The sequence below is a fragment of the Candidatus Desulfofervidus auxilii genome (assembly GCA_030262725.1).
GTDB lineage: Bacteria > Desulfobacterota > Desulfofervidia > Desulfofervidales > Desulfofervidaceae > JAJSZS01.
On record JAJSZS010000009.1, the window covers coordinates 51,481 to 68,596 of the forward strand.

The 17,116-nt window shown below is 31.8% G+C and carries 16 protein-coding genes and 2 tRNA genes; 16 read left to right on the forward strand and 2 right to left on the reverse strand.

The genetic code is table 11. From position 1 onward, the window contains the following. The 10 genes from porA to LWW95_06520 are packed head-to-tail and all read left to right on the forward strand — an operon-like array spanning position 1 to position 7,990. Positions 1–1,179: a pyruvate ferredoxin oxidoreductase gene (gene porA, locus LWW95_06475; protein ID MDL1956674.1), complete on the forward strand. Its 1,179-nt coding sequence runs from the start codon at positions 1–3 to the stop codon at positions 1,177–1,179. Then, positions 1,179–2,465, forward strand: a complete 1,287-nt coding sequence (locus tag LWW95_06480; GenBank protein MDL1956675.1) for a hypothetical protein — start codon at positions 1,179–1,181, stop codon at positions 2,463–2,465. Before porA ends, LWW95_06480 begins: the two co-directional genes overlap by 1 nt. Positions 2,466–2,467: 2 nt before the next feature. Next, positions 2,468–2,875 carry a (4Fe-4S)-binding protein gene (locus tag LWW95_06485; GenBank protein MDL1956676.1) on the forward strand — a complete coding sequence of 136 codons (408 nt, stop codon included), beginning with the start codon at positions 2,468–2,470 and terminating at the stop codon, positions 2,873–2,875. Between the two features lies 1 nt (position 2,876). After that, positions 2,877–3,404 (forward strand): 4Fe-4S dicluster domain-containing protein, encoded by a 528-nt coding sequence (locus tag LWW95_06490; protein MDL1956677.1) that lies wholly within the window; start codon positions 2,877–2,879, stop codon positions 3,402–3,404. Beyond that, positions 3,392–4,231 carry a CoB--CoM heterodisulfide reductase iron-sulfur subunit B family protein gene (locus tag LWW95_06495; protein MDL1956678.1) on the forward strand — a complete coding sequence of 280 codons (840 nt, stop codon included), beginning with the start codon at positions 3,392–3,394 and terminating at the stop codon, positions 4,229–4,231. Before LWW95_06490 ends, LWW95_06495 begins: the two co-directional genes overlap by 13 nt. Positions 4,232–4,241: 10 nt before the next feature. Further along, positions 4,242–4,790, forward strand: a complete 549-nt coding sequence (locus LWW95_06500) for a pyruvate ferredoxin oxidoreductase subunit gamma (GenBank protein MDL1956679.1) — start codon at positions 4,242–4,244, stop codon at positions 4,788–4,790. Positions 4,791–4,794: 4 nt separating this feature from the next. Next, on the forward strand, positions 4,795–5,067 hold the full coding sequence (locus tag LWW95_06505; GenBank protein MDL1956680.1) for a 4Fe-4S binding protein: 273 nt from the start codon (positions 4,795–4,797) through the stop codon (positions 5,065–5,067). A 16-nt stretch (positions 5,068–5,083) separates the two neighbouring features. After that, positions 5,084–6,049, forward strand: coding sequence for a pyruvate synthase subunit beta (locus tag LWW95_06510; protein ID MDL1956681.1), 966 nt, complete (start codon positions 5,084–5,086; stop codon positions 6,047–6,049). A gap of 1 nt (position 6,050) precedes the next feature. Then, positions 6,051–7,007 carry a polyprenyl synthetase family protein gene (locus LWW95_06515; GenBank protein MDL1956682.1) on the forward strand — a complete coding sequence of 319 codons (957 nt, stop codon included), beginning with the start codon at positions 6,051–6,053 and terminating at the stop codon, positions 7,005–7,007. Further along, entirely contained in the window at positions 7,007–7,990 is a 984-nt protein-coding gene (locus tag LWW95_06520) for a sodium:calcium antiporter (GenBank protein ID MDL1956683.1), read from the forward strand. Before LWW95_06515 ends, LWW95_06520 begins: the two co-directional genes overlap by 1 nt. Here the strand turns inward: LWW95_06520 and radA are convergent. After that, entirely contained in the window at positions 7,979–9,325 is a 1,347-nt protein-coding gene (gene radA, locus LWW95_06525) for a DNA repair protein RadA (GenBank protein ID MDL1956684.1), read from the reverse strand. The two genes, LWW95_06520 and radA, sit on opposite strands and share 12 nt — an antisense overlap. 145 nt (positions 9,326–9,470) lie before the next feature. Between radA and LWW95_06530 the strand changes: the two genes are divergently transcribed. The 6 genes from LWW95_06530 (at position 9,471) to LWW95_06555 (ending at position 15,469) form a co-directional block, all read left to right on the forward strand. After that, positions 9,471–10,565 (forward strand): KamA family radical SAM protein, encoded by a 1,095-nt coding sequence (locus LWW95_06530; GenBank protein MDL1956685.1) that lies wholly within the window; start codon positions 9,471–9,473, stop codon positions 10,563–10,565. 32 nt (positions 10,566–10,597) lie between these two features. Continuing rightward, a complete protein-coding gene (locus LWW95_06535; protein ID MDL1956686.1) occupies positions 10,598–12,589 on the forward strand; it encodes an ATP-dependent helicase in 1,992 nt (663 codons plus the stop codon). Then, positions 12,586–13,158: a stage II sporulation protein M gene (locus tag LWW95_06540; GenBank protein ID MDL1956687.1), complete on the forward strand. Its 573-nt coding sequence runs from the start codon at positions 12,586–12,588 to the stop codon at positions 13,156–13,158. Before LWW95_06535 ends, LWW95_06540 begins: the two co-directional genes overlap by 4 nt. A gap of 208 nt (positions 13,159–13,366) precedes the next feature. Then, a tRNA-Val gene (locus LWW95_06545) sits at positions 13,367–13,441 on the forward strand. A 2-nt stretch (positions 13,442–13,443) separates the two neighbouring features. Continuing rightward, positions 13,444–13,521: transfer RNA gene (locus tag LWW95_06550), tRNA-Asp, on the forward strand. An 82-nt stretch (positions 13,522–13,603) separates the two neighbouring features. Continuing rightward, positions 13,604–15,469: a PAS domain S-box protein gene (locus LWW95_06555; GenBank protein ID MDL1956688.1), complete on the forward strand. Its 1,866-nt coding sequence runs from the start codon at positions 13,604–13,606 to the stop codon at positions 15,467–15,469. Here the strand turns inward: LWW95_06555 and LWW95_06560 are convergent. Next, the gene (locus LWW95_06560; GenBank protein ID MDL1956689.1) at positions 15,459–17,099 is read right to left on the reverse strand and encodes a TIGR03960 family B12-binding radical SAM protein; all 1,641 of its coding nucleotides are present in this window, start codon (positions 17,097–17,099) and stop codon (positions 15,459–15,461) included. The genes LWW95_06555 and LWW95_06560 overlap by 11 nt on opposite strands. Between the last annotated feature and the right edge of the window lie 17 nt (positions 17,100–17,116).

Here is a 17,116-nt window from a genome sequence, read left to right on the forward strand (position 1 = left end):
ATGCCAAAACGGGTTGGTATAGAAGTATCAATTGCTGTAGCAGAGGCAGTTAAATTATGTAATGCAGATATTATTTGTGCTTATCCCATTACTCCACAAACTCATATTGTAGAGCATCTTTCAGAATTAGTAGCAAATGGTGAAATTGATGCGGAATTCATCCCAGTTGAGTCTGAACACAGTGCAATGAGTGTTGGCATTGGTGCTTCTGCTGTAGGTGCAAGAGTATATACAGCTACAAGTGCTCAAGGATTAGCTTTAATGCATGAGCTTCTTTATATCGCTTCATCTATGCGGCTTCCTATTGTTATGACTGTTGTTAATCGTGCACTTTCTGCCCCAATAAGTATCTGGAATGACCACAGTGATATTATGGCAGAAAGAGATATAGGATGGATTCAAACATTTGCTGTTAATGGACAAGAGGCTTATGATCTTACTTTTCATGCATTTAAAGTGTCAGAAGATGAAAGAGTACTATTGCCTGTTGTTGTAAATTTGGATGGTTTTATTTTAAGTCATATGATTGAGCCTATTGAACTAGCGGAAAAAGAAATGGTAGATAAATATTTGCCTCCTCGTAAACCAGTTCTAACTTTACATCCTGATAAACCTATTACTATGGGGCCAGTGGGTATTCCAGAGATTTATTCAGAGGCGAGAAAACAATTAGAAGTAGCATTATTAAATTCAAAGCCTGTAATTATTGAAGCATGGCAAGAATTTGCTCGTATATTTGGAAGGAAATATCAGCCTATTGAGACTTATAGAATAGAAGATGCAGAGGTAATTTTAATTACTATGGGTTCATTAACCGAAACAGCTATGTTAGCTGTAGATGAATTAAGAGATAAAGGAGAAAAAGTGGGTCTTGTTTACATCCGTCTATGGCGTCCATTCCCTCATGAAGAATTTTGGGAAGCAGTAAAGAATGCAAAAATATTGGCTATATTAGATAGAGCTATTGTTTATGGAACTAACAGTGGCCCAGTTTATACAGAGATTAGATCATCTCTTTATGATGTAAAAGAAAAACCTTTTATTCAAGGATTTGTTGCTGGATTGGGAGGACGAGATGTGCCAGTAGAAAGGTTTTTTGAGATGGTGGAAATAGCAAGAAAGGCAGCTAAAGAAGGGAAAGGGCCACAATATATTCATTTAGATGTTAGGGAAGAATAATGACTGGCTGGCAAGGTAAACTTTTAAGGATAAATTTAGGTAGTGGTTTAATAGAAACAGAGCTTCTTGCTGAAGATCTTTTAGAAAGTTATCCAGGTGGTTGTGCATTAGCAAGAAAATTAGCTCAGCTTGAAAATATTTCAACAGAAAATAACAAAATAATTATTGCAGCAGGTGCCCTTAATGGTACTGGTGCGCCAGCAGCTGCTTTTTGTGGAATAGCTGGTTATGTTGACGATGTAGTATGTGTTTCATTACCTTTGCATTTTGGTGCAGAGATAAAATTTTGCGGTTATGATGTTTTAATAATTGAAGGTAAAGCAGATGGATGGAGTTATGTTTTAATAGGTGAAGATGTAAAAATCTTACCTATTGAAGAATTAGCAGATTTAAATCCTTTAGAAATAGAATCCATTATTCGTTCTGCTTTTGATCAATGGCGAGCAAGTGAGACAAAGATAATAAGTATTGGAGATGCAGAAAAATTTTCTCCTTTATTAGGGCTTGTAACTGATGGTTTTGTTGTTAATTATACTGCTAAATTAGCAAGTGTTTTTGCTGAAAAACATCTTAAAGCCATTGCATTGCGAGGAATATTTGATCTTAAATTGGCAAGACCTTCAGAGTTTAATCAATTAATAACTGAAGCAATAAAAGATTTTCGAGATAAACAAAAAAATTTTGAAGAAAAATTTTATAATATATTCCAAAAAGTAAATATACCTCTTTTTTCTCGAATTTATGCAAATGAAGCAGAAAAGATAGCTTGTTTTGGTTGTCCGATTGCCTGTTTGCGCAAGAAAAAAGAAAAATTTTTACCTGATTTTATAGCTATTTATTGTCTTAATAGAATGATGGGGATTAATTCTATACAAGAAGCTTTAAGTCTTTATGATTTTTGTACCCAAGAAGGTATTGATCCTGTGGCACTTGGTCTTTCTGCTCGTATTCTTATTGAATTAGGAAGGAGTGGTAAGTTTGAAACACCTCCTTTAAGAGCTGGTGATAAAAAACACATTTTGCATCTATTAAAAGATAAAGATTCTCTTTTACATAAGAAAGCTAATTTGCTTGCTAAAGAATACGAAATGGAATCAGAATTTAAAGAATTAGAAGATAGTTTAAAACGGATAGAAAAAATTATTTTTTCTGATATTGATGGATATGATAATAAAATAAAAGTAATTGATGCATTAGGTTTTTGCCCTTATATTTTGTATTTATTTCCTTATGAATTATTAGTTGAAATGTATCAAGCAGCTACTGGAAAGTTATTAAAGGAGTAAATATGGATCCCAGAATTTATCGAATGCGTGTAGATACAAATAAATGTACTGGCTGTAGGCATTGCGAGATAGCCTGTTCTATTGTTCATACTGGAGAAAAAGCAAATTATCATCGATCAAGGATTCGAATCATTGCTTTACAAGATAGATTTTTACCTTTAATAGCTGGTCCTTATGTAGATGTGACAGAAGAATGTGCTTCAAAAAAACTGGTAGTTATAAATGGAATGCTTTATGATCAATGTATTATCTGCCGTGCCTCTTGTCCTAATAAATCTATTTTTAAGGAACCTGATAGTGGATTTCCTTTAAAATGTGATTTTTGTGGTTTTAGACAAGAAGGGCCGGCTTGTGTTCAAGCTTGTGCTACTGGTGCATTGAGTCTAGTGAAGGTTAGAGAAGGGGAGTAATGTGAGTTCTTTTTTAGAAGAAGTAAATCGCCGTAGTGGAGAAGAAGTGCAGCTTTGTTTTCAATGTTTTAAGTGTACTCTAGGTTGTCCAGTAGCATTTGCTATGGATTATTCACCTCATCAAATCATGCGATTAATACAGATGGGATTTAGGGAAAAGGTTTTAAATAGTCATAGTATTTGGATATGTGCAGCTTGTGAAACTTGTACTACCCGTTGTCCAAATGGTATAGATATTGCGCGGGTAATAGATACATTGCGGCAGATCTCTTTAGAAGAGAATAAAGTGGCAGAAAAGGATATTGTAGTATTTCATAAATCTTTTTTAGAAACAATACGTCGTCATGGTCGTTTATATGAACCTGAATTCATGATGTGGTATAAAATTAGGACAAAACATTTTTTTGATGATATGCAGTTAGCATCTGAAATGTTTAAAAGGAAAAAGATTTCTTTTAAAATTAATCGGGTGAAAGATTTAGAAGAAATAAAAAAAATCTTTAGAAGGGCAAACTTGTGGAGAGGATAGCTTATTATCCTGGATGTACTTTAGAGACTACAGCTAAAGAATTTGATATAACAAGCCGGGCAGTTTGTCATCATTTAGGTATAGAATTAATAGAAATACCTGATTGGAATTGTTGTGGTGCTTCTTCAGCACATGAGACTAATAATTATCTTGCTATTGCGTTACCTGCTCGTAATTTATTAAAAGCTGAAGAATTAGGTCTTAATGTAGTAATCCCTTGTGCAGCTTGTTTTAATCGATTAAAAATGGCTGAAAAAGCTCTTAAAAATAATTATTTAGAATTTTCTTATCAAGGAAAAATTGAAATTTTTGATTTATTACGTTTTTTAGCTCAATCAAAGTATTTAAAATATTTAAAACAAAAAGTAATAAAACCATTAAAAGGATTAAAAGCAGTAGCATATTATGGCTGTTTAATTTCAAGACCACCAAAAATTACAGATCACCCTCAGCCAGAAAATCCTATGGAAATGGAAAAAATTTTAGAAGCTATTGGTGTGGATTGTCTTGAGTGGTCATATAAGACAGATTGTTGTGGGGCAAGTCTTGTTTTAGGCCGAATAGATATTATTTATCAATTAGTTAAAAAACTTTATGAAAAGGCGTTAGAAGTAGGTGCTTCATGTATAGTAACAGCTTGTCCCTTATGTCATGCAAATCTTGATTTACGTCAAAGGGAAATTAATGAAAAATTTCATGAAAATTATTATCTTCCAATATTTTATTTTACTGAACTTATGGCCTTAGCCTTAGGGCTTAAAGGCAAGGAAATATGGTTTAGAGGACATTTGGTAGACCCAATGCCTTTATTAACAAAGTACTTGTGAGGTTAGAACTATGCTTGAGATAAGAGTTCATGGAAGAGGAGGGCAAGGTGCGGTAACTTGCACAGAATTAATAGCTAAAGCAGCTATTGCTGAAGGTAAATATGCACAAGCATTTCCCAGTTTTGGGCCAGAAAGGAGAGGGGCACCAGTAATGGCCTTTATACGAGTTTCTGATGTGCCAATCCGAGTAAGACAGCGAATATACAAACCAGATGTAATAGTTGTACTTGATGATTCTCTATTAGGATTGCCTGGAGTGATAGATGGTTTAAAAGAAAATGGAGTTATTGTTGTTAATTCTCCTAAATCTCCTGAAGAATTAAAAAAAGAATATAAATTTAAACAAAAGGTGGCTACAGTAGATGCTACTAAAATTGCTTTAGATACTTTGCGTGTTCCTATTACTAATACAACTATGCTTGGTGCTTTAGTAAAAGCAACAGATGTAGTAAGTATAGAAGCATTAGCTGAGACACTAAAAGAAAGATTTGGTCGTTTAGCTCAAAGAAATCAAGAAGCTATGGAAAGAGCATTTAATGAAACAAAAATAATGGAGTAGGCCTATGATAAGTTGGCAGAAATTAAATTTAGGGGCAGCTATTACTGAACCAGGAAGTGCTCGCCAATTCCTTACAGGAGACTGGCGTACACAGCGACCTATTCTTGATAAAGATGCTTGTATTAAATGTGGTAGATGCTGGGTTTATTGTCCTGAAGCTGCTTATGAAACAGATGAAGAAGGCTATTTTAAGTGCAATCTTGATTATTGTAAAGGTTGTGGTATCTGTGCACAAGAATGTCCAGTAGGAGCTATTACTATGGTTTTAGAAGAATAATTTTAAGGAGATAGATATGGCAGTAGCAAAGGATTTTACAGGTTTTAAGGCTAGAGAATTGCCTAAAGAAGAATATTTTAGTCCTGGACATAGAGCTTGTCAGGGATGTGCAGGTGCACTAGCTGTAAGATTGATTCTAAAAGCAGTAGGTAATAGAGTTATTGTAACTAGTGCTACAGGATGTATGGAGATTATCTCTTCACCTTTTCCACAAACAGCTTGGGAAGTACCTTGGATACATGTAGCTTTTGAAAATGCTGCAGCTGTTGCTTCTGGCATAGAAGCTGGGCTTAAAGTGCTCATGCGTAAAGGTAGATTGAAAGAGGAAAAAATATTTGTATTAGCGATTGCAGGTGATGGTGGAACAGCAGATATTGGTTTACAGGCACTTTCAGGTGCTTTAGAAAGAGGGCATGATTTTGTCTATATCTGTATTGATAATGAAGCCTATATGAATACTGGTATTCAAAGGTCTTCTTCTACTCCTTATGGTGCACGTACAACCACATCTCCGGCTGGCAGAAAAAGCATTGGCCAGATGACTTGGAAAAAGAATGTAGCTGAAATTGCAGTTGCACATCATATTCCCTATGTTGCTACAGTATGTCCTAGTTATTATCTTGACTTGATGAATAAGGTAAAAAAAGCTGCTCTTACACCAGGCCCAGCTTATATACATTGCTTAGCTCCTTGTCCTACTGGTTGGCGTTGTGCTCCTAATTTAGCTATTGAAATTGGTCGTTTGGCAGTAGAAACAGGGGTTTTCCCTCTTTATGAAGTAATAAATGGAGAGTATAAAATTCAGTATCCTCATCGTCGGTTAAAACCTGTGCGTGAATATCTTCAATTGCAAGGGCGCTTTCGCCATTTAACAGATGAATACATTGAAATAATACAAAAAAGAGTTACAGAAGATATGGCTAAACTTAGAGCATTGGAAAAATTTGGTAGTTTTTATAAAAATGTGATAGCCAATCTGTAGTATGCCTTTTTCTAATCTTAATTCTATTTTATCTGCTATTGAAAAAGAAATAGATATTCATCTCCATGCTCAAACTCCACTTGCAAAAAAAATAAGTGAATATGTTTTAAAAAGTGGAGGTAAAAGACTTAGACCTTTATTGTTTGTAATTTCTGCCAGATTGTGTGGTTATGAAACTGGTTTTGAAATAAAACTTTCACCTATCTTTGAATACTTACATGTAGCTACTTTAGTACATGATGATGTAATTGATAATGCTCATTTACGTCGAGGAAAACCAGCAGCCAATGTGATTTGGGGAAATACAATTGCTATTTTAACAGGAGATTTTTTACTAGCTAGTGCTTTAGAACTAGCAGCTTCTTCAGGCAACTTAAAGATAGTTAAAATACTTTCACAAACAACAAGCCTTCTTGCTCAAGGAGAAATTTTAGAGATTGTAAAAAGTAATTCTTTAGATTTAACAGAAGAAGAATATTTAGAAATTATTACAGGAAAAACTGCTGTACTTATAGCTGCTGCTTGTCGTTTAGGGGCAGTTTTGGCTGGAGCAGATAAAGAGAAAGAAAAAGCACTTGAAACTTATGGTCACAATTTAGGGTTGGCATTTCAAATTATTGATGATGTTTTAGATTATATAGGAAGTGAAAAGGAGTTTGGTAAACCAGTAGGTCATGATTTAAAAGAAGGAAAAGTAACTTTACCTTTGATTTATGCCCTAAATCAAGCAAGCTTTCAAGAAAAACAAAAGATAAAAGAACTTTTTGATCGGCGAAAAGAAGATGATATTGCTGCTTTAATAGCATTTGTGAAAGAAAAACAAGGAGATGATTTGGCTGTTAAAAAAGCGCATAGTTTTATTGAAAAGGCTAAATGTGCCCTTGAAGTATTTCCTGATGAGTCTCAAAAGCAAATTTTGATGGAAATCGCCGATTTTGTTATTAAACGGCGGTTTTGATGGATTCTTTATCTTTTCTTTGGTTTCAATTTTTTTTATGCAGTATTTTAATTCTTTTAGCTGGCACAAAACTTTCATATAATGCAGATATCATTGCTGAAAAAACAGGATTAGGGAAAAACTGGATTGGTATATTATTACTTGCTCCTGTTACCTCTTTACCTGAGCTTTTTAATGGTTTAAGTGCTGTTTTATTTGTTAAATCGCCAGACATTGCAGTAGGAGGAATTTTAGGAAGCTGTGTCTTTAATCTCTTTATCTTAGGCTTATTAGATATTTCATGTGGAAGATCCTCTTTAATCAGTGGAATAAAATCAAATCATTTTATCTCTGCTCAATTTGGCATACTTATGCTTATAATTGTAACTATTGATAAAGCTTTTTCTAAACATTTTATTTTAGGTTGGATAAGTGGATTAAATTTAATTTTAATATGCATTTATCTTTTATCTATATATTTAATTTATGGAACAGAATCTAAAAAAGAAATAAGGCAAAAATATAAAGAAATTTCTTTAAATAAAGCTCTCTATAGTTTTTTATTTAATAGCTTAATTATTTTTATAGCTGCTAGTTGGCTACCAAAAGTAGGTGAAAGATTAGCAACAATTACAGGGTTAGGTCAAACATTTATGGGTAGTTTTTTCATTGCCTTTTCTACTTCTTTACCAGAAGTGGTAGTCTCCTTTTCTGCTTTAAAGATTGATAGTGCGGATATGGCTATAGGGAATTTGTTAGGTAGCAATCTTATAAATCTCTGCTTTTTGCCTATTTATGATATATTTTTTTTAAAAGGGCCACTGCTTATGTTTGTAACAAATCTGCAATTATTAAATATTTTTTCATCTATTATTATGACAATTATCTTTATTTTTGAATTAAAATTTAAATCAAAAAAAAGATTATGTTTTGGACGATTAAATCTTGGTTTGATTTTTATATATTTTTTAAATTTTATAATCATGTTTTATTTACGGAAATAAAATATTAAAGGCTTCTTCTAATTGACTAATACCAATAATTTCAATTGGTAAATTTTTTAAATGTTTTAGATTTGTTTTTGGTAAAAAACATTTTTTAAATCCTAATTTTTTTGCTTCAATAAGTCTTATTTCTGGTTGTGTAATAGCCCTTACTTCACCTGTAAGCCCCACTTCTCCTAAAAAAACCAATTCTGGAGTAATAACTTTATTTAAAAAACTAGAAGCTATTGCGGTAAGTATGCCCAAATCTGCTGCCGGCTCATCTACTTTTATACCACCTACTACATTAAAAAAAATATCTTGTTGACTTAAATTTAAACCTAATTTTTTTTCTAAAATTGCCACTAAAAGACTAAGCCGATATGGATCAATACCAAGACAGGTGCGTCTAGGCATAGCTAAAAAACTTGGTGTAACCAAAGCTTGGAATTCTACTAAAATAGGTCTTGTACCTTCCAATATAGGTACTACTACAGAACCAGGTGTATTAAATGACCTTTCAGCCAAAAATAATTCTGATGGATTTTTTACCTCTTCAAGACCTTTTTCCCTCATTTCAAATACACCAATCTCATTTGTAGAACCAAAACGATTTTTTACTGCTCGCAACATTCGATAAGGATGTCCCTTTTCACCCTCAAAATATAAAACAGTGTCTACCATATGTTCTAAAAGCCGTGGACCTGCAATAGCCCCTTCCTTTGTAACATGACCAATGATAATAATTGTTATTTCATCACTTTTTGCTAAACGTACTAAGTGTCCAGTAACTTCTCTGATTTGAGAAACACTTCCAGGGGCTGAAGTAAGGTTGTGTGAAAACATAGTTTGAATAGAATCAATTACCAAAATTTTTGCTTCAATTTTTTTTATAGCCTTTAAAATATGCTCTAAACTGTTTTCAGTTAGCAGATAAAGACAAGAATAATTAATATTTAGTCTTTCTGCGCGTAATTTAATTTGACTAGCTGATTCTTCTCCTGATACATAAAGAGTAATAAGACCTTCCTTTGCCAAATTTGCTAGGATTTGGAGAGCAAGAGTGGATTTTCCAATGCCTGGTGCTCCACCAATCAATATAACTGCTCCTGGAACTAATCCACCTCCTAATACTCGATCAAATTCAGAAAGACCAGTTTTTAGCCGGAATAATTTAACTGTATTTACTTCTGTAATAGATATAGGTTCTACTGATGTTTGAGGGACAGAAAATTCTTTTTCAGAAATGCTTTCTTCTACAAATGTATTCCAACCACCACAATCTGGACATTTTCCTAACCATTTAGGAGAACAATAACCACATTTTTGACAAATAAATTGTGTCTGCTTTTTCATACTCATAACCTAACATATCTTTATCATAAAAAAAAGTTTTAACATAATATGCCTTAAATTTAAGTTTTTTTAAAAGAAAGGTTGCATTTTTTAAAAAATTTGTTAAAGTAAAAAAAATGTCAATTTTAAAATTTTAAAAGATAAGATGAAAATTAAATTTATAACTAAACTTGATGAAATAAAAGAATTAACTGAACAAGAGCGTTTTAAACTAAAAGAAGTAGTAAAAACATTTCTTTTTTATACTAATGAATATTATTTATCTCTTATTGACTGGAATAATCCTGCTGATCCTATTAAGCAAGTAATTATTCCACATCCTGGAGAATTGGAAGAACATGGTTCTTTAGACCCTTCTAATGAAAAGGATTATACGATTTTTCCAGGTTTACAACATAAGTACCGAACTACTGCTGTTTTTTTAATAAGTAATAACTGCTTTGGCTTTTGCCGTTATTGTTTTCGTAAACGTATTTTTAAAAAAGAACATATAGAAATCCTTCAAGACTTATCTGAGGCATTAAATTATGTTAAAAATCATAAAGAAATAACTAATATACTTCTTACTGGAGGTGATGCTTTAGCCCTTTCAACATCAAAGCTTGAAAATATTATTAAACAGCTCCGTAAAATTGAGCATATTCAAATTATTCGTCTTGGTACAAGGGCTTTAAGTTATTATCCACACCGTGTAATTAATGACCCTTCTTTATTAGAGATATTAAAAAAATATAGTACTGATGGAAAAAAAATTTATGTAATGACTCATTTTGTTCACCCTAGAGAAATTACTCCTCTTGCTATTGAAGCGATAAATCAATTGCTTAAAGCAGGGGTAATATTAACAAATCAAGCACCTTTACTCAATGGTATAAATGATGATCCTGAAATTTTAGCTGAGCTTTTTAGAAAACTTTCTTTTATTGGTGTTCCTCCTTATTATATCTTTCAATGTCGTCCAGCAGTGGGCAATAAACCATACACTGTTCCATTAGAAAAAGGTTATGAAATATTTGAGCAGGCAAAAGCAAAGGTTTCAGGGCTTGCCAAACGCGCTCGTTTTGTTATGTCTCATGCTAGTGGAAAAATAGAAATTGTTGGTAAAACAAAAGAACATGTTTATTTTAAATACTTACAAGCAGCCAATGATGCAGATTATGGTCGTTTTTTGGTCTTTAAAAGAAATCCAAATGCCTATTGGTTTGACCATTATAATGAAATGGTAGCAGCACACCCCTAAACACTCTTGTCAAATTCTGTTAAATTAATCTTGTGGATATAAAAAAGTTACTCAAAGATAATTTAAATCCTGCACAATATGAGGCAGTTACAACTATTGATGGTCCGATTCTTGTTGTTGCAGGGGCAGGTACAGGGAAAACAAGGGTTATAGAATATCGGGTTTTATATCTTGTTTCAAAAGGGATTCCCCCTCAATCAATTCTTTTACTTACTTTTACTCGTCGTGCAGCTAGAGAAATGCTTTCAAGGGCAGCTAGACATAATAAATTATGTGAATATATTTATGGAGGTACATTTCATTCTTTTGGTTTCTCAATAATAAGTGAATTTGCGACTGCTCTTGGATACAAGAGACCTATATCCTTTTTAGATGAAACAGATAGTGAGGAAATAATATATAGATTAGCAATAAAACTTGGTTATACAGAAAAAAAGAAAAGATTTCCAACAAAAACAACACTTAAATCTGTTATAAGTGCTTCATTTAATCGTGGAGAATCAATTGAGAATGTTTTGTTAAAAGATTATCCTCATTTTTTACATCTTGCTAAAAATATTGAACATTTAAAAGAAGAGTATGTGAAATATAAAATTAATCATAATCTTCTTGATTATGATGATTTGCTCATTTATCTCAGACTTCTCCTTCTCAAAGAGCCTATTAGAAAGAGACTCTCAGAAAGATTTCGTTATATTATGGTAGATGAATTTCAAGATACAAATAAAATTCAGGCAGAAATAGTTTATCTTTTAGGCAAAGAACATAAAAATGTAATGGCAGTTGGCGATGATGCTCAAAGTATCTATGGATTTAGAGGAGCCAGATATGAAAATATGTTTGAATTTCTTGATATTTTCCCTAAAGCAAAAATTATAAAACTTGAAGAAAATTACCGTAGTACTCAACCAATTCTAAATTTAGCTAATGCAGTAATAGAAAGAGCAAAGAAAAAATACACAAAAGTACTTGTAGCAAAAAGAGAAGAGAAAGAAAAACCAAAACTTTTTATCTTTAAAGACCCACAAAGTGAAGCAGAATGGGTAGCTGAAAAGATAATTGAATTGAGAAATGAAGGCATACCGCTCCATCATATTGGCGTGCTCTTTAGAAGCCTCTATCTTGGAAGACCACTTGAAATAGCATTATCAAAAAGACTTATTCCATATAAAGTATATGGTGGTATAAGATTTATTGAAACTGCCCATATAAAAGATTTAATTAGTCATATAAAAATAATTGCCAATCCTTTAGATGAACTTGCTTGGCAAAGGGTTTTAATGTTAATTGAGGGTATAGGACCTAAAACTGCTGATAAAATTATAAATGAAATAATAAAAAATGGAAATTTTAAAGAAGTTTTGTTTTCTTTTAGTAAAAATCCACGTTATGGAATAGGTATAAAAAAATTATTTGAAGCACTTAAAGAAGCCTCTATAGAAAAATTATCAGTTGCAGAAATAGTTTCAATACTTTCTGATTATTATATGCCTATTCTTGAAAGAAAATATGACGATTATCAAAGGAGGGCATCTGATATAGAATCATTAAAACAGATTGCTATGGGTTATAAATCTATTGAGACCTTTTTAGTAGAGCTTATAGCCATTGAACCAGCAGAGAAAAGTATTGATGATATAACAACACTTTATGAAGATGAGCAACCTGTAATACTTTCTACAATCCATTCAGCTAAAGGGCTTGAATGGGATATTGTTTTTATTATTGGACTTGCAGATGGCCATTTCCCTGTTTCACATAATGTTATGTCTGAGGAAGAGCTTGAAGAGGAAAGAAGACTTTTTTATGTAGCTATTACAAGGGCAAAAACAAAACTTTATTTAAGTGTACCGCATCGGGGATATCGGGGTGGTATTACTATATTTAATCGTCTTTGCCGATTTCTTGATGATGGAGAAATACTAAAACTGCTTGATGTTTCAGAAAAAGATTATCTTTTTGAAGATTATGAGCTTGCTTATGATAAAGAAGAACTTTTAAGAAAAATTCTAGAAGAATTATGAATTATTTTAATATTTTAAAATTTATTGAATTAGAATTATTTGGATTATCATGTCTTTTATTTTGTATTGGTCTTATTTTATCTTATTATATTTACAAAAAACAAATAAAAATCTTTCTTTTTTACCCATTATGGATATGGAGATTGATTAAAAAATATCTTAAACCTGAAAACCATTTTTTAAAAATCTTTTTTATGATATTTTGTTTAAATTCAATTTCCCTTTTAGGAAATTTGTTTTCTGGATTTTTTATAATATTACCTTATATTTTTGCTATTCTTCTTGGGATAAATTTGGGTGTAATTCTTCAAAAAGAAACAGGAATTTTAAATTTTTTAACAATTTTTTTAAATCCTGTCTCTTTTTTTGAACTTCCTGCTGCTTGGATTAGTCTTTCTCTTGGAATGAAAATTGCCTTATCTTTATATCCAAAATTTATTTTTTCTCATGCTATTGAAATTTTTATTAAATCTTTCAATGTATACTTTTTTGTTATAATTCCTCTTTTAATAATTTCAGGTATTATTGAGACTATTTTAATTAAGATGTTAACAACCCTTCAAGCTTAATAGATTTTTTGCAACCCAAATAGTCTTTTACACATTTCTTTCAATTGTTTATCTTGAAAATAGCTATAAAACTGAAAGATAATCAATAAAATGAACGCAATATTAAGCCCTTTTTGTTTTTGAAGGATTTTCATTAAAAAATTTTGTATTATTTTAAGATAAGCCTAATATTGACAGTGATATTTTTTTGTTCTAAAAAATATAAAAAGGGCGGATAGCTCAGAGGGAGAGCGTCGGCCTTACAAGCCGAAGGTCACAGGTTCGAAACCTGTTCCGCCCACCAGCGGGGCCGTAGTTCAGCCCGGTTAGAACGCCGGCCTGTCACGTCGGAGGTCGCGGGTTCAAGTCCCGTCGGCCCCGCCAATTTTGAATGGTTATAGATTAAGTTGACCCGCCGAATAAAATTTCTAATCTTACCGAATTTATATTTATTAAGGAGTCTTAAATGGAAAAATTATTTGAAAAAATCTTAAATGCTGTTCAAGATGTTATGATATTTTATTTTGAAAATAAAAATTTAATTATCAAATGGGCAAACAAATCTGTTACTGATTTTTTTAATAAAACATTAGAACAAATAATAGGCACACCTTGCTACAGATTATGGCATGAAAGAGACAAACCCTGTGATGGTTGTCCAGTAATAAAGGTTTTTGAAACAGGTAAGAGTAAAGAAACAGAAAGAACAACACAAGATGGGAAGATATGGGAAATAAGGGCTATTCCATTAAAAGAGGAAAATAAGATTAATGTAATAGGATTAGCGCGAGATATTACTGTTTGTAAACGAGATCAGATGACACTGCAAGAAAGTGAAAAGAAGTTTCGAATGTTAGCTAATAATCGTTTAGTAGGAGTATATTTAATTCAAGATTGGGTTTTTAAATTTGCTAATGAGACTTTAGCCCGTATGTTTGGATATACTGTTGATGAGTTGATTGGCAAACCATATCTTGAACTTGTCTATCCTGATGATCGCGGGCTTTCAGCTACCCTTATGCAAAAAAGGATTAAAGGTGAATTAGAAGAGGCACGTTATCAATTTCGTGGTTTACGTAAGGATGGTAGTTGGTTCTATTGTGAAGTTTTAGGGCATCGAATTGAATATCAAGGTAAACCAGCAGTTCAAGGAGTTTTACTAGACATTACTGAGCAGAAAAGATTAGAAGAACAATTGCTTCATGCTCAAAAAATGGAAGCTATAGGACGATTAGCTGGTGGTATTGCTCATGATTTTAATAATTTGCTTACAATTATAATGGGTAATCTTCAAATAGCTCAATTATCTTTACCACCTGATAGCTCTATTCAAAATCATTTAGAAAGCATTAATAAAGCTGTAGAACGTGCTGTTTCTCTTACACAAAAACTTCTTACTTTTAGTCGTAAACAATTAATTGAACCAAAGGCTATTGATTTGAATGAAATAGTAAAAGGAATGGGAAAAATGCTTAAAAGATTAATAGGTGAAGATATTGAGCTTATAACTGACCTTGAAAAAGATATTCCTTTAATTAAAGCTGATCCTATACAAATAGAACAAGTCATCATTAATTTAGCTGTTAATGCCCGTGATGCGATGCCTGGGGGTGGGAAACTTATAATTAAGATTGCCAAAGCAACATTTAGAGAAAAATTTCAAAGAAAATATCCTGAAATTGAGCCAGGTGATTATGTGATGCTTAGCATAAGTGATACAGGAATAGGAATGGATAAAGAAACCCTTTCTCACATTTTTGAGCCATTTTTTACTACAAAAGAGGCAGGTAAAGGTACGGGTCTTGGATTATCTACTGTTTATGGCATTGTTAAACAAACAGGAGGCTATCTCTATGTTTATAGTCAACCTGGAAAAGGTACTACTTTTGAAATTTATTTTCCTATTTTACAAAAAATGCCTGTTTTAGAGAAAGAATCTGCTATAGAGTTTCATTTACCATCCATTAAAGCTACAATCTTAGTAGTAGAAGATGAGGAAGAAATAAGAAATCTTTTAAGAGAGATGCTTGAGCATCTTGGGTATGAAGTGATTATAGCTGAGACAGGAATAAAAGCTTTAAGATTATTTGATAAATACAAAGATAAAATAAATCTTATTATTACTGATGTTGTTATGCCACAAATAAGCGGAAAAGAATTGGTAGAAAAGATTAAAAAAGAATACCCTGAAATTAAAGTGCTTTATATGTCAGGTTATCCTGAAAATGTTATTGCTCATTATGGTGTGTTAGAAGAGGATATAAATTTTATTAGTAAACCATTTACATTAATGGAATTAACTAAAAAATTAAAAAAAATTTTTAATGTTTAATACATATCCCACAGATATGGCAATTTTTACCTGGGCAGGGAGGAGATGATTTATTGCTAAGTGCCTTTTTATATTCTTCATAGAGAAAATCTTTTTTTAAACCATGATTAATAATTTCCCATGGGAAAAATTCATTTTTATCTCTATCTCGATAAACAAAGAAATCTGGATTTAAAGGGCTTTGTTTAAATGCAGTAGCCCAGCCCTTTTTGAGGGCTAAGAATAAAATGTTGCCAACACGACGGTCTCCTCGGCTTAAAAGTGCTTGAGTATAAGCCCACTTAGGAAAGTCAAAAGCAATACTTACTCCTTTTTCATGTTTAAAGACATTTTTGAGCCAGCGTATCTTTTGTTTTAAATTTTGTATTGTTTCCATAGGATGCCATTGAAATGGGGTGAATGGTTTTGGTACAAAAGAGGCTATACTTAAATGAATATGTGGATAAAATCGACCATTTTTTATATCAAGCATTGTTTTTTTGATTTTTTTTATAAGAGTAAAAATTCCTTCTAAATCTTCTTGCTTTTCTGTAGGTAATCCAATGATGAAATAAAGTTTTAAATTAATAAATCCATATTTAGCAATAGATATAGCTGCTTCTAAAATATTTTCTTCAGTAAAATTTTTATTGATAACATTACGTAATCTTTGTGTACCTGCTTCAGGAGCAAGTGTAATAGTTTTATGATGAGATTTTCTTAAAGCCTCAAGTAGATAAGGTTTAAGTTTGTCTAATCTTAGGGAAGATACAGAAAAATGAGCTTCTTTTTCTAAAATAAATTTTAATAAGGCTTCTAAATGTGGATAATCATTAATAGCTGCACCAATAAGTCCAATTTTAGAAGTAAGTTTTAATCCTTTTTGAATAATCTGGCAGATTTTTCCTAAAGACCACATACGAGGAGGTCGGTATAAATATCCAGCTGCACAAAATCGACATCCATAAAAACACCCTCTTTCAATTTCTATTAAAAACATTTTAGAAAATTCAGTTTCTTGAGTAAGAATTTGGGTATGAGCAGGATTGCCATTCAATTTAGACATTCTTTTTTTAATTATTGGAAATGGAAATTCTTTTTTAGGTAAAAATTTTTTAATAGTACCATCTGCTTTATAAGCTACTTCATATCCAGATGGAACATAAATACCAGCTACAGATTGAGCAAGTTTATAAAGAAATTTATTTTTTTCTTCTCCTATATATTTCAAATAACTTTTTATAAATTCTTCAATAATAATCTCAGCTTCTCCTATAAGAAAAAAATCAATAAAATCAGCTAAAGGTTCTGGATTGAGCCAAATAGCAATACCTCCAGCAGCAACTAAAGGTATTTTTCGTTCTTGACTTAATAAAGGTAATCCAGATAATGAGATTATTTTTAAAACATTTAAATAATCATTTTCAAAAGAGATAGAAAAAAGCAATAGGTCAAATTCTTTTATAGGTTTTTGTGATTCATAACTTAATAAAGGAGAATGATATTTTTTCAAAAGGTTTTCTTCTTCATCATCAGGGAGAAAAACACGCTCACAAACCACACTTTGGTTTTGATTCAAAAGGGCATATACAGTCTGAAAGCCAAGATTTGACATTCCAATATAATAAGTATTAGGATAGGCAAGGGCAATACGTAATTTCCCTCCCC